Annotated in this window: 12 protein-coding genes and 1 riboswitch; of the genes, 8 read left to right on the top strand and 4 right to left on the bottom strand. The window is 66.3% G+C overall.

From position 1 onward, the window contains the following. Positions 1-259: 259 nt before the first annotated feature. Genes AC1D14_RS20155 through AC1D14_RS20145 form a run of 3 tightly spaced genes read right to left on the bottom strand, consistent with a single transcriptional unit; the run spans position 260 to position 3,932 of the window. On the bottom strand, positions 260-1,831 hold the full coding sequence (locus AC1D14_RS20155; RefSeq protein ID WP_230119769.1) for an APC family permease: 1,572 nt from the start codon (positions 1,829-1,831) through the stop codon (positions 260-262). Next, complete coding sequence (locus AC1D14_RS20150) at positions 1,828-2,868, bottom strand: agmatine deiminase family protein (RefSeq protein ID WP_230119770.1); 1,041 nt, start codon at positions 2,866-2,868, stop codon at positions 1,828-1,830. The genes AC1D14_RS20155 and AC1D14_RS20150 overlap by 4 nt, the downstream gene beginning before the upstream one ends. Next, positions 2,865-3,932, bottom strand: coding sequence for a nitrilase-related carbon-nitrogen hydrolase (locus AC1D14_RS20145; RefSeq protein ID WP_230119771.1), 1,068 nt, complete (start codon positions 3,930-3,932; stop codon positions 2,865-2,867). Before AC1D14_RS20145 ends, AC1D14_RS20150 begins: the two co-directional genes overlap by 4 nt. 211 nt (positions 3,933-4,143) lie before the next feature. Between AC1D14_RS20145 and AC1D14_RS20140 the strand changes: the two genes are divergently transcribed. From AC1D14_RS20140 to AC1D14_RS20130, 3 genes are all read left to right on the top strand, one after another. Continuing rightward, complete coding sequence (locus AC1D14_RS20140) at positions 4,144-4,623, top strand: Dps family protein (protein WP_230119772.1); 480 nt, start codon at positions 4,144-4,146, stop codon at positions 4,621-4,623. 133 nt (positions 4,624-4,756) lie between these two features. Next, positions 4,757-5,125 (top strand): ArsR/SmtB family transcription factor, encoded by a 369-nt coding sequence (locus AC1D14_RS20135; protein WP_230119773.1) that lies wholly within the window; start codon positions 4,757-4,759, stop codon positions 5,123-5,125. Further along, entirely contained in the window at positions 5,122-5,580 is a 459-nt protein-coding gene (locus tag AC1D14_RS20130; protein ID WP_230119774.1) for an SRPBCC family protein, read from the top strand. Before AC1D14_RS20135 ends, AC1D14_RS20130 begins: the two co-directional genes overlap by 4 nt. A gap of 100 nt (positions 5,581-5,680) precedes the next feature. Here AC1D14_RS20130 and AC1D14_RS20125 read toward each other — a convergent pair whose 3' ends face one another. Beyond that, positions 5,681-7,255, bottom strand: coding sequence for an MFS transporter (locus AC1D14_RS20125; RefSeq protein WP_230119775.1), 1,575 nt, complete (start codon positions 7,253-7,255; stop codon positions 5,681-5,683). 67 nt (positions 7,256-7,322) lie between these two features. Between AC1D14_RS20125 and AC1D14_RS20120 the strand changes: the two genes are divergently transcribed. The 5 genes from AC1D14_RS20120 to AC1D14_RS20100 all read left to right on the top strand — a co-directional run. Next, a complete protein-coding gene (locus AC1D14_RS20120; RefSeq protein WP_230119780.1) occupies positions 7,323-7,862 on the top strand; it encodes a TetR/AcrR family transcriptional regulator in 540 nt (179 codons plus the stop codon). Positions 7,863-7,985: 123 nt separating this feature from the next. Then, positions 7,986-8,084: riboswitch (glycine riboswitch) on the top strand. Between the two features lie 198 nt (positions 8,085-8,282). Continuing rightward, a complete protein-coding gene (gcvP, locus tag AC1D14_RS20115; RefSeq protein ID WP_230119776.1) occupies positions 8,283-11,129 on the top strand; it encodes an aminomethyl-transferring glycine dehydrogenase in 2,847 nt (948 codons plus the stop codon). Positions 11,130-11,139: 10 nt separating this feature from the next. Further along, positions 11,140-12,300, top strand: coding sequence for a glycine cleavage system aminomethyltransferase GcvT (gene gcvT, locus AC1D14_RS20110; protein WP_230119777.1), 1,161 nt, complete (start codon positions 11,140-11,142; stop codon positions 12,298-12,300). Between the two features lie 456 nt (positions 12,301-12,756). After that, the gene (gene gcvH / locus AC1D14_RS20105) at positions 12,757-13,140 is read left to right on the top strand and encodes a glycine cleavage system protein GcvH (RefSeq protein ID WP_230119778.1); all 384 of its coding nucleotides are present in this window, start codon (positions 12,757-12,759) and stop codon (positions 13,138-13,140) included. 182 nt (positions 13,141-13,322) lie between these two features. Further along, the coding region (locus tag AC1D14_RS20100) for a serine dehydratase beta chain (protein ID WP_476969086.1) at positions 13,323-13,561 on the top strand (239 nt) is incomplete at its 3' end.

Genomic DNA, 13,561 nt, shown 5'->3' with positions numbered 1-13,561 from the left:
CGAACAACTGGTCCCCGATTGGACCATCATCACCGACCGCCGGCCCTATGACCGGCACAGATGGGCGCTCTTCCCGCACTCCGTCGCAACAGGCAGCCCGAAAGTCGGGCGTGGGAAGAGCGCCCATGGGGAGAGGGCAGGGTGGCTGTAACGCCGCCCTGCCTTCTCCGAAGCCCGCATTAAGCGGATTCCGTCGGTGCCCGCCAAGCCCGAACGAGGGTGGAACCCGGCCACTGGCACCACTCGGCTCCTGCCACGCCTAGTCGGGCACCACGAGTGCCGGCGTGTCCTGGCGGATGGTTTCGCCGCGGAAGAACCCCGGCCGCAGCCTGGCCATGATCAGCATGAACACCACGCCCAGGGCCAGGATGCCGATCCCGAGGACGAACACGAGCCCCACGCCGAAGACCTCGGAACCGCTGCCGAACTCCGGCGCCCAGCTGTCCGCGGCGGTCTGCAGGAAGACCACCAACAGCCCCAGGCCGCCCAGCAGCGGGCACAACAGCCGGAAGACGAAGTTGCGTGCGCTGCTGAAGACGCTGTTGCGGAAGTACCAGGCGCACGCGAACGCCGTGAGCCCGTAGTAGAAGCAGATCATCAGGCCCAGCGCCAGGATGGTGTCATTCAGGACGTTCTCGCTGATCACATGCATCACGGCGTAGAAGACCGCCGAAAAGGCGCCGGCGGCGACAGTGGCGAATCCCGGCGTCGAAAACTTCCTACTGAGGTGGCTGAACCGCTCCGGCAGCGCGCCGTAATGCGCCATGGCGAGAAGGCTCCGTGACGGCGAGGTGAACGTGGACTGCAGGGAGGCCGCCGAGCTGGAGAGCACGGCCAGCGACATCAGGATGGCGAACGGACCCATGGCGGGCGAGGCCAGGGCCGTGAAGACGTTGGCGTGGTTCTCCTCGTTGTTCAGGCCGATGCCCGTGTCCCCGACGCCGGCGAACATCATGGTTGCGATGGTCACCAGCAGGTAGATGCCCAGGACGACGACGGCGGTCAGCGTGCCTGCCAGCCCGGCCGTTTTCTTGCCGTTGGCGGTCTCCTCGTTCACCGTCAGGCACACGTCCCAGCCCCAGTAGACAAAGATGGACAGGGAAATGCCGGCGGCGATCTGGCCGAACGTCTCGATTTTGGTGACGTCGAACCACTCCCAGCTGAACGGGATGGCGGTCCCGGACGAGGACCAGTTCGCGAACGCCATGCCCACGAACAGGCCCAGCACCAGGAGCTGGAATCCGACCAGCCCGTACTGGACCACCTTGGTGGTGTGCAGGCCCCGGTAGCTGACCCACACCGCCAGCGCCACGAACACGAAGCACGTGACCACGTTCAGCGGCTTGTTCGCCGCGAGGTCCGCCAGTTCCGGCGATCCGGTCAGCTGGGCCAGGAACAGATAGAAGAAGTCCACCGCCACGCCGGCCAGGTTGGACAGCACGATGATGTTGGCGGCCAGCAGGCCCCAGCCGCCCATCCAGCCAACCCACGGGCCGAAGGCCTTGGTCACCCAGGTGAAGGTGGTGCCGCTGTCGGGGGAATCGGCGTTCAGCTCCCGGTAGGCGAGGGACACCAGGATCATGGGGATGAAGCCGATGAGGAAAATGACCGGCAGCTGAAGCCCGGCCTCGTTGACGGTGGGGCCCAGCGCGCTGGTCAGCGTGTAGGCCGGCGCGATGGTGGAAATGCCCAGAACCACGACGGCGAGGAGGCCCAGCTGCCCGCCCTTCAGTCCCTTCCCGGTAATGCCGTGCACGGTTCCCGGGGCGTCTGTGCCGGCGCCGCTGGCAGGATCGCCCGCCGGTGCGCTGGCGCGGGTGGTTTGGCTCATGACTGACCTTTCCAGGACGCAGCGGGCTGCTGCTGGGTGATGCAGTGGATGCCGCCCCCGCGGGCGAAGAGCTCGCGGGCGTCGATGCCCACCACGCGGCGCCCGGGGTAGGCGTCGGCAAGGATGCGGAGGGCCTTCTCGTCGTTGGGATCGGAGAAGGTGCAGGCGATGACTCCGCCGTTGACCACCACATGGTTGATGTAGCTGTAGTCCACGAAGCCCTCGGCGTCCGTGAGGACCGTGGGAGCCGGAACCTCGATGATGTTCCATTCACGCCCGGCCGCGTCCCGGGTGGTGGACAGGAAGCTGACGATCTCGCGGCTGACCTCGAAATCCGGGTGCGCCGGGTCCTGCTGTGAATGGACCAGCAGTGTGCCTGGCGAGGGGATGGCGGCCACGATGTCCACATGTCCGCGGGTGCCGAACCGCTCCGAATCACGGGTGAGGCCGCGCGGAACCCAGATAACGTGCCTGGCGCCGACGGTCCTGGCCAGCTCCGCTTCGATCTCCGGTTTCGTGAGCCCGGGATTGCGGCCCGGGTCCAGCTGCACGGTCTCGGTGACCAGCACGGTTCCCTCGCCGTCCACCTGGATGCCGCCGCCTTCGTTAACCAGACGGGACACGAGATGGTGGGCGCCGGACCGGCCGGCCACTTCCGCGGCGAGGAGCGAGTCCTTGTCCCACCGCGCCCAGTCCTGGGCGCCCCAGCCGTTGAAGACCCAGTCCACCGCACCAAGCCGGCCGGCGCCGTCCAGCACGAAGGTGGGGCCGATGTCCCGCATCCAGGCGTCGTTCAGTTCCGCCGTCAGTACCTCGACGGCGGGATCGAGGTAACGCGCGGCGGTATCGACGTCGTCGGGGGCCACCGCCACGGTGACCGGCTCAAACTCAACGGCGGCATTGGCGACGGCGGCCCAGACGGAACGCGCGGCGTGCGCCTCTTCGGCTGTGTCGCCCAGGGTGTAGCCGCCCGTGGGGAACGCCATCCAGAGCCGGTCCTGGCGTGCCGTTTCGGCGGGCATGCGCCACGCGCTCATGCGGTCACCTCGGCAGGCGCATAACCACTGATTGAACTGGTCGAAATCGCGGGACCCGCCTCGTCCCCGAACGGTGCATCGTGGCGGACGGGTTCGGTGAGCCGGGCATAGGTGTCCGGGCGGCGGGTGGTCAGGAACGGGAACAGCGTGAGCCAGTCCTGGCGCTGGTCCAGGTCAAGGTCCGCGACGAGAACGGCTGACTCGTTCCGCGGAGCCTGCGCCAGGATGCGGCCGTAGGGGTCGGAGATGAAGGAGGTTCCGTAGAAGTTGAGGCTGCCCTCCTGGCCCCAGCGGTTCGGGACCACCATGAACAGGCCGTTGGCGATGCCGTTGCCCACAATCACCTGCTGCCACAGGGGCTGGGTGTCGAACTCCGGGAACAGCGGTTCGGACCCGATGGCCGTGGGATAGACGAGCAGTTCCGCCCCGCCGAGCGAGTACAGCCGGGCCAGTTCGGGGAACCACTCGTCCCAGCAGGTGGGCATGCCGAGGCGTGCGCCGCCGAGTTCGGCAGGCGAGTGGACTTCGTAGGCGTCACCCGCGGGCGGGCCCTGGCGGAAGAACCGGTCCTCGTAGTAGCCGGCGGTGACGGGGATGTGCAGCTTGTGCGTGCTGGCGAGCAGTTCGCCGCCGGGGGACACGAGGATGGAAGTATTCAGTCCCAAGCCGTCGTCCGAGCCGTCGGGGTTGTCCGCCCGCTGGTAGAGCGAGGCGTGGACGCAGATGCCGTGCCTGCGGGCAGCCTCGGCGGCAAAGCGGAAGGTGGGGCCGGTGAGCAGGTCCTCGGCCGCGTCAGAGGGGCGTGGCCTGGTTTGTCCGGCGAGGGACAGATCGTTGTCCGGAATCTGGTCCGCCGGATAGCGGGACAGCGTAAGTTCCGGCAGGAAGACAACTGTGGCGCCGAGGCGGGCTGCGCGCTCGATGCCGTCGTTCAGTTCGGCGCGAAGAGCCGCGGCGTTGCTGTGCCAACGGTGCTGGACGACGCCGATCCGCAGTGCCGGACGCGCGGACGGCACTGTCCGGGCCAGGGAGGAGGGTGAATCGAGGCAGGTGATTTCAATCATGATGACTACTCCAGAGAGACGACCGTCACTAAATGAATGACGTTCATTTAGTATGCACAGCCCGGCGCCGGCTGGCAAGGGTCAATTTGAATAGCATTCATATATGACAGAAATGGCAAGTAAGCTGATCGTGAAATTTTGGGCCTGCTCCTGCCTGCCCTGACCCGGCCTGCGGTAGCGTCGGAGCTACTGGACCACTCGAGGAGGACGAATGAAAGCTTCACCGACACTGACCAACAACATGCAGGCCGTGCTTGCGGACCTGATCGAACTGCACATCCAGGGCAAGCAGGCGCACTGGAACATTGTGGGGACCAACTTTAGGGACCTTCACCTGCAGCTGGACGAGATTGTCGATGCCGCCAGGGCGTTTGCTGACGACATGGCGGAGCGGATGCGCGCCCTGCACGCGCTGCCCGATGGCCGCAGCGAGACGGTGGCCAAGTCCACCAGCCTGGCCCAGTTCCCGGAAGGCCTCATCAACACCAAGGACGCGATCGACCGGATCGTCGCCGCGCTTGAGGCCGCAGTGGGCACCATGCGCAAGGTCCATGACGAGGTGGATGAAGAGGACCCCACCACCGCAGACCTGCTGCACGCCTTCATTGAAAAGCTGGAGCAGTACGCCTGGATGGTGGGTGCCGAGAACATGAAGGCCTCGGCCAGCGTCACGCAGCCCGACAGCAAGTAACCGCAGCCTAAAAATCTGAGATCCGCAGGCGGCCGACGCCCGCGGAACCGACAGAACAGCCCCGGAGTTCCTCCGGGGCTGTTTTGTGCTTTGAACCCTTGACTTTCCGGCGCCGCGGAGAATACTTAAGCATGTGCTTAACAATCAGCTGCCGGAGGATCCGGACCTGGATTCCGTGTTCCAGGCGCTCGCCGACCCCACCCGGAGGGCGATCCTTATCCGCCTCTGCGACGGCCCGGCGTCAGTCTCGCAGCTGGCCCGACCGTTTGCCATGAGCCTGCCGGCAATCCTCCAGCACCTGCAGGTCCTGGAGGGCAGTGGCCTGGTCCGCAGCGAAAAGATCGGACGCGTGCGCAGCTGCACCATTGTCCCCGCTGCCGTCCGCCGTGCGGAGGGCTGGCTCAGCGCGCGCCGGACGGCTGAAGAACGCCGCCTCGACCGGCTCGAGTCGTTCCTTGATTCAGATGATCCACCCACAACAACAACCAGGAGTACGCCATGAGCACCCCCATCACGCATGCCAGCTTCACGTTGTCACGCACGCTCAACGCCCCGCCGTCGCGCGTTTTTGAAGCGTTCTCGGATTTCGCCAGCAAGAAGAAGTGGTTTGGCGGCCCGCCGGAGTGGAACCAGGGCGAATCAAGCCTCGAGTTCCGGGAGGGCGGCCGTGAGACGGACGTCGGAGGGCCCGAGGGCGGTTTCGTTTCGACCATGCAGGCCCTCTATTACGACATCGTGGACAACGAGCGGATCGTCTATACCTACGAGATGCTGCTGGACGGCCAGCGCACGTCCGTTTCGCTCAGCACGGTGGAGCTTCAGGCTGAGGGCGACGGTACCCTGCTGACGCTGACCGAACAGGGCGCCTACTTCACGGAGGTTGACCAGGTGGCCGGGAGGAAGGAAGGAACCGACGGCCTGCTCGATGCCTTGCAGGCCTTCGTCGAAGGCCACTGAGCAGCGGCCGCGGCAGGCCGCCATCGCTCCTCCGCCGTCGCCCTTCCGGCGGCGGGACCGGCCGGCGGCAGGCGGCCTCGGCAGCCCACCGGCCGGTCCCTTAGCGGGCCCTCGGCACCCGGCGGAGAACGACGGCGGAGAGGACTGACGCTCCCGCCATCAGTACCAGCGCGATGGCCGCCGTGATGTGGACGCCCGAGTCGAAGGCCGCCCGGGCGGCCGCGGCGAGGGCTTCGGACAGCGGCGCCGGCAACGTTCCCGCAAGCTCCATGGCCCCCGCCAGGGTTTCCCGGGCCCGGTCCGTGGAGTCCGCGGGCGCCACCTGGGTTACGGCTGCGGGCAGTGCAAGCTGCCTCTGGTAGGAGGCGGTCAGGATCGATCCCAGAACGGCCGTACCGAGCAGTGAGCCCACTTCGTAGCCCGTCTCGGAAATCGCCGCCGCGGCCCCGGATTTCGCGGGCGGCACGGCGCCTAGGATCAGGTCGTTGGAGATTGTTTCGGCGGCACCCACGCCGAGGGCAAGGAGGAGCAGTGCACCAAGCAGCAGGGCCGGTCCGGCGGAGTGGTCGCCAAAAGCCACCAGGGAGTAGCCCGACGCGCTCAGCGACAGGCCGCCGGCCACCACGAACCCGGGCCGAATCTTCCGGACCAGCGGCACCACCAGAAGCCCCGCCACCACGGTGGCCGTCAGTGCGGGCAGCATGGCGGTCCCCGACGCCGAGGGCGACATCCCTTCCAGCAGTTGCAGGTGCTGTGCCAGGAAGAGGATGAAGCCGTTGAAGGAGAACAGCGCCAGCACGTTGGCTGTGATGGCCGTGCTGAACACCCTGTTCCTGAACAGGGACAGGTCCAGCAGCGGGGACGCGAGCCGCTGCTGGCGACGAACGAAGACGAAGCCCATGGCCATGCCAAAGGCAATGATGGACAGGGCCTGTGCGCCCGGTCCTTCGGTGGCCAGTTCCTTGATTCCGTAGACCATGGGCACCATGGTCAGCATTGACAGCAGGATGCTGGGCATGTCCACCCGGCCCGGCCTGGGGTCCCTGGACTCCGGAATGAAGAACGGGCCGAAGATGAGCAGCGGCAGCATGATGGGCGCGGCCACGAGCAGGACCGCGCCCCACCAGAACTGCTCCACGAGCCAGCCGCCGAAAATCGGGCCGAGGGCTGCGCCGCCGGAGAAGCCTGCCGCCCAGATTGCGACCGCCAGCCTGCGCCTGTTGGGGTCCGGAAAAATGTTGCGGATGAGCGAGAGCGTGGACGGCATCAGCATGGCGCCAAAGAAGCCCAGTGCGGCACGGCCGGCAATTAGCCATTCGGCGCTTGGGGCGAACGCTGTGGCGGCCGAGACTCCGGCGAATCCCATGGTGCCAATCAGCAGCAGCCGGCGGCGCCCGATCCTGTCACCCAGGCTTCCCATGGCAACCAGAAGACCGGCCAGGACCAGGGCGTAGGCGTCCACGATCCACAGCAGCTGCACTCCGGACGTATCCAGGCTCCGCGCGATTGCCGGCAGGGCGAAGGTCAGTGCGGTGTTGTCCACGGCCACGAGCAGGACCGGAAACATGAGCAGACCCAGGGCAAGCCAGTCGCGGGCTCCGCCGCTGGCGGGGGAGGGCTGTGCTGCTGCTTGCGTGATGGGCTTCTGCTGCTGGAGGTCTGCGGACGCGGTCATGCCTTAACTGTACCGTCTGGACGGTATAGTTATCAAGCGAATGACCAGAACAGGCATGATGGGAGCCATGGCCAGAAAACCAGTAGCGCGCAGTGCCGTCCTCGACGCCTTTGAGTCACTCCTCATCGAAGTAGGGGAGCGAGCAGCAACCCTGGATGCCGTGGCCGGGCGCGCTGGGGTTTCCAAAGGGGGCCTGCTCTACCACTTCCCGAATAAGGAGGCCCTGATCGGGGTCCTGCTGGACCGCCTGGACGAGCATGCCGAGGCCGATGCCCGGGCCATGGCCACGGCACCCGAAGGTGCGGCCGCCTACTTCATCAAATCCTCAGTGTGGGCAGACACCCCTCTGGACCGCGTCATTGTGGCGGCAACGCGGCTCGCAGAGGTGGCCCATCAGGAGACCCGGCGGCGTTTCGCCCATATTCAGCAGCGCTGGCTCAATGAGATCGCCAAGGATGTGGGGCCCGGGCTCGCGAAGGCGGTCCTGTACATGGGGGACGGCCTGTATTTCAATGCGATGTTGTCGATCGGGCCGGCCGCGACAGCTGCCGAGACGGCCGCCGACGTCGAAAGCCTGCTTGCCGCGCTGGAGCGGCTCCGGGACTGACCGGCCGGTGCTGAAAGCGCCGGCGGCAGTACCATCCGGCCGCTACGAGACAGTTTGCGGACGCGTTCCGGACATAGGAGAATAGCCTCTGTGGCTGTTGTCACCGCAAACTGAATATGCCTTTGATCTGCGGCGGGAGAGTTCTGCAAGTAGGTACAAGCAGGCGCCGTAGGAGCAAATCCTCCCCAGGAATCTCTCAGGCCCATGTACCGCCGCGGCAAGGCAACTCTGGAAAGTAGCAGGCTGTCCGTCTGGAGTCCCGGGATCATCCCGAAACATCAGGACATGCTGTGCTCACCGACGGTGCAAGCGGGGCTGTGCGCAAACCACAGCAACGCGGAAACTCTCAGGTCCAATACAGAGCGGGGAGGAACCCGATCGATGTGGCGTACCCTGCGCCGCCTTAGTTATGGAGTTCCCTTGACTGTCAATTCAGCCTCCACGTCCTTCGTTGACCGGCATATCGGCGCCCGCCGTGAAGCCGACGTCGACGCCATGCTCAAGGCTGTCGGCTACGACACCGTTGATGCTCTGGTTGATACCGCAGTTCCCAAAGACATCCGGCAGGACTCCCCGCTGGAGCTTGCCCCGGCCCTGAGCGAAGTTGAAGCCCTCGCCGAGCTGCGCAAGCTTGCCGCGAAGAACAAGACGGCCGTGCAGATGATCGGCCAGGGCTACTACGACACCGTGACCCCGCCGGTGATCCGCCGCAACATCCTCGAAGCCCCGGCCTGGTACACGGCCTACACGCCGTACCAGCCGGAAATCTCCCAGGGCCGGCTCGAGGCGCTGCTGAACTTCCAGACCATGGTGCAGGACCTCGTGGGGCTGCCCATCGCCAACGCTTCGCTGCTGGACGAAGCAACCGCCGTGGCCGAGGCCGTGCTGATGATGCGCAGGGCCAACAAGAACAAGGCCGCCCACGACGGCAAGACGGTGCTCGACGCCGACTGCCTGCCGCAGACCATCGCCATCGTCAAGGGCCGCGCCGAGGCCCTCGGCTTTGAGGTGGAGGTCGCCGACCTTTCCAAAGGACTGCCTGACGGCGTCATTAACGGCGTTGTCCTCCAGCAGCCCGGGGTTTCCGGCCGCGTCTTCGACCACTCCGAGGTCATCGCTGCCGCCAAGGAGCGCGGTGCACTGGTGACGGTTGCCGCGGACCTCCTTTCACTGACGCTCATCACCCCTCCGGGCGAGCAGGGTGCGGACATCGCCGTCGGCTCGGCGCAGCGCCTCGGCGTGCCTCTGTTTTACGGCGGACCCCACGCCGCCTACATGGCAGTCCAGAAAGGCCTCGAGCGCTCGATGCCGGGCCGCCTCGTCGGCGTCTCCAAGGACTCTGCAGGAGTTCCGGCCTACCGTCTGGCCCTGCAGACCCGTGAGCAGCACATCCGCCGCGAAAAGGCGACGTCCAACATCTGCACCGCGCAGGCCCTGCTGGCCATCGTCGCCTCGATGTACGCCGTGTACCACGGTCCGGACGGGCTGAAAGCGATTGCCGAAACCGCTCACCGCCACGCCAGGACCCTCGCCACCTCGCTGAAGGCTGCCGGGCTGGTCGTCCTCCACACCAGCTTCTTCGACACCGTGAGCGTGTCTGTGCCGGGCAAGGCGGCGGACATCATCGCCGCGGCCGAGGCCAAGGGCATCAACCTCCGCAGCATCGACGCGGACACCGTGGGCATCTCCACCGATGAAACGACGACGGCGGCAATTGTCGAGGACGTCCTCGGCGCCTTCGGTGCCACGGCCGTTGAGGCGACGGACGCTTTTTCCCTGGACGCCGCCGTCGAACGCTCTTCCGAGTACCTGCAGCATCCGGTGTTCAACACCCACCGCTCCGAGACCCAGCTGCTGCGCTACGTGCGCCGGCTGTCCGACCGCGACCTCGCGCTGGACCGCACCATGATCCCGCTGGGTTCGTGCACCATGAAGCTGAACGCGACGGCCGAAATGGAAGCGATCTCCTGGCCGGAGTTCGCGTCCATCCATCCGTTTGCCCCGGATTCCCAGACCGAGGGCTGGCGCGAACTGATTGCAGATCTTGAAGCGCAGCTGACCGAGATCACCGGCTATGACCAGGTGTCCATCCAGCCCAACGCCGGTTCCCAGGGCGAGCTCGCGGGCCTGCTGGCCATCCGCGGCTACCACCGTTCACGCGGCGATGACCAGCGCAACATCTGCCTGATCCCGGCCTCCGCCCACGGCACGAACGCGGCCTCGGCCGTCCTGGCCGGAATGAAGGTTGTTGTTGTGGCCACGGCGGCAGATGGCACGATCGACCACGCCGACCTCAACGCCAAGATCGAGCTGCACAAGGACGCACTGTCCGCGATCATGATCACCTACCCGTCCACCCACGGCGTGTACGACGCCGATGTCCGGGAAGTCTGCGACGCCATACACGCAGCCGGCGGGCAGGTCTACATCGACGGCGCCAACCTCAACGCCCTCGTGGGGCTCGCCCAGCCGGGCAAATTCGGCGGCGACGTCTCGCACCTGAACCTGCACAAGACCTTCTGCATCCCGCACGGCGGCGGCGGCCCGGGCGTCGGTCCGGTCGCTGCCAAGGCCCACCTGGCGCCGTTCATGCCCGGCAACGCCGCGACCTGGACCGAAGGTAATGACGTGCCCATCTCCGCTTCGAACTACGGATCAGCAGGCGTCCTGCCGATCTCCTGGGCTTACGTGAAGCTCATGGGCGGCAGCGGCCTGACCGACGCCACCAAGTCCGCGCTGCTCGCCGCGAACTACATTGCGGCGCGCCTGAACGACTTCTTCCCGGTGCTGTACACGGGCGAGGGCGGGCTCGTGGCCCACGAGTGCATCCTGGACCTGCGCGAGCTCACCGCCAGGACCGGCGTCACGGCGGAGGACGTTGCCAAGCGCCTCATCGACTACGGCTTCCACGCACCTACCCTGGCGTTCCCTGTTGCCGGCACGCTGATGGTGGAGCCCACGGAGTCCGAAGACCTGGACGAAATCGACCGCTTCATCACGGCCATGATCTCCATCCGGGCTGAAATCGACCAGGTGGCCAACGGCGACTTCAGCGTGGCGGACAGCCCGCTGCGCAACTCCCCGCACACCGCCGCCGCCGTCATCAGCTCCGACTGGGCCCGCGAATACCCGCGCGAACAGGCAGTGTTCCCGGTGCACTCCCTCAAGCAGGACAAGTACTTCCCGCCCGTGGGCCGGATCGACGGCGCTCTGGGCGACCGCAACCTGATCTGCTCCTGCCCGCCGCTTTCCGAATTTGAAAACTGAGGATCCGCCGATGTCTGAGAATTACACCGCCCTTTACGAAGAGCACAAGAAGCTCGGCGCCTCCTTCACCGACTTCGGCGGGTGGCAGATGCCGCTCAAGTACAGCTCCGAGCTGGCCGAACACCGCGCCGTCCGCAGCGCGGCAGGCATCTTCGACCTGTCCCACATGGGTGAAGTCTGGGTGACCGGCCCGGACGCCGCAGCCTTCCTGGACTACGCGCTCGTCGGCAAGATTTCGGCGATGGCCGTCGGCAAGGCCAAGTACTCGCTGATCTGTAAGGAAGACGGCGGCATCATCGACGACCTCATCGTGTACCGCCGGCCCGCTACTGCGGACACCGCACAAGGCGGTACGGACAGGTTCCTTGTGGTGCCCAACGCCGGCAACGCCCAGGTGGTTGCCCAGGCCCTCGCCGAGCGTTCCGCCGGGTTCGACGCCGTGGTTGAGGACGTCTCCGCCGCCACGTCGCTGATCGCTGTCCAGGGTCCCAAGGCCGAGGAAATCCTCCTCCGCCTGGTTCCCGCCGCGCAGCACGAGCTCGTCACCGGCCTGAAGTACTACGCCGCCGTGGAAGTTCCTTTCCTGGTGGGCGGTGCGAGCCAGGAACTTCTGCTCGCCCGCACGGGCTACACCGGCGAGGACGGCTTCGAGATCTTCGTGAACAACGACGACGCCGCCGCCCTCTGGCAGGCCATCGTCGCCATTGCGGACGAAGGGGAGCTGACGCCTGCGGGACTCGCCTCCCGCGATTCGCTCCGCCTCGAAGCCGGAATGCCGCTGTACGGCAACGAGCTTTCCCTCGAAGGGGACCCCTTCGCCGCCGGCCTGGGCCCCGTCGTCGCGCTGTCCAAGGATGGCGACTTCGTGGGCAAGGCGGCGCTGAGCGCGCTCAAGGCAGCCGGCACCGGTTCCACCACTGGCCGTAAGCTGGTGGGCCTCAAGGGGCTCGGGCGCCGTGCCGGCCGCGGCCACTACCCGGTGCTCAAGGACGGCAACGTCATAGGCGAAGTCACCTCCGGCCAGCCCAGCCCCACCCTCGGCTACCCGGTCGCGATGGCCTACGTCGACGTCGAGTTCACCGAACCCGGCACGGCCCTGGACATCGACCTGCGCGGCAAAACGGAGCCGTTCGAAGTCGTCGCACTGCCTTTCTACAAGCGCTCAAAGTAGGCCCGTCTCCGCTGGTTGAGCTTGTCGAAACCCCTGGTCCCGGGGCCGTGGTTGGCTCCGTGGCCGGCTGGCCCCGGTTTTCACGCGTGCTGCTCCTTCGTCGCTTTGACGCACGCTTTCGAAAACCCCGGCCAGCCGGCCCCTCGAGGGCAAGTCACCTAGCGCTGCTTGAGCCTGTCGAAACTCTTTAGGCCCACAAGTAGCTCGGACCCGATCGATCTAGTAGAGCCACTGTTTCTTTCCGGAGAACTGTTGGCCCCCAAACTGAAGTGCTGGTCGGCGGGTGAGGGGATTCCGGAAGCGTGCGTCTAAGGGAGCGTCGCGTCCGCTCAGCGGGCGCCCTCGCGACCGAGCACGCGGAGGAATTCGCTCATCCGCCGCCCAACCCGGCCACTGTCCGCATCAGCCCAGCACAACTGATTTAGCACCAAGATTTCAAGAGTAAAGGAAAAACACATGGCAAAAGTTGCCCGTGAACTGCAGTACTCCGACGAGCACGAGTGGGTTGCGCGCGAGGCCGGGAACGTTGTGTCCATCGGCATCTCCGCCGTGGCCACGGACGCCCTCGGCGACATCGTGTACGTGGACCTGCCCGAGGTTGGTTTCCCGGTGACGGCGGGGGAAACCTGCGGCGAGGTGGAGTCCACCAAATCCGTCTCGGACCTGTACTCGCCGGTGACTGGCGAGGTCACGGAAATCAACCCCGCCGTCGTCGACGATCCGGCCCTGATCAACAGCGATCCGTACGGCGCCGGCTGGCTGTTCAAGGTCGCCGCCGAATCGGAGGGCCCGCTGCTGTCGGCCGAGGAATACGCTTCAAAGAACGGCGGCGAGCTGTAAGCGCTTCGACCTCGCCGCGGCAAAAACCGCGTAGCGTGGATTAAAACAGCACGGCGGCGGGCGGCCGCCACTAGCTGCCGCCCGCTGCCGTACTGACCGGCTGCAAGCCGCGACCCGCGGCCACTCAGTCATCCGGCAGGACCATCTGCCGGGCCACAGCAAGACCTAGTTAGGAACCGACAATGGCTGTTGGAGTCTTTGACCTCTTCTCCATCGGAATAGGCCCGTCCAGTTCACACACGGTGGGCCCCATGCGTGCTGCCGCGGTGTTTGCCGAGGAGCTTAAGGCTTCCGGAGACCTGGACCGGGTGGCGTCGTTGCGGGTGGACCTGTACGGTTCGCTGGCGGCCACGGGCCACGGCCACGGCACCATGACCGCGATCCTGCTCGGCCTCGAAGGCCTCGAAGGCTTCCACCCGGA

It is taken from the genome of Arthrobacter sp. P1_B11, assembly GCF_056406715.1.
Note: the sequence above shows the minus strand (reverse complement) of the source record. Positions and strands in the feature narration are given on the sequence as shown.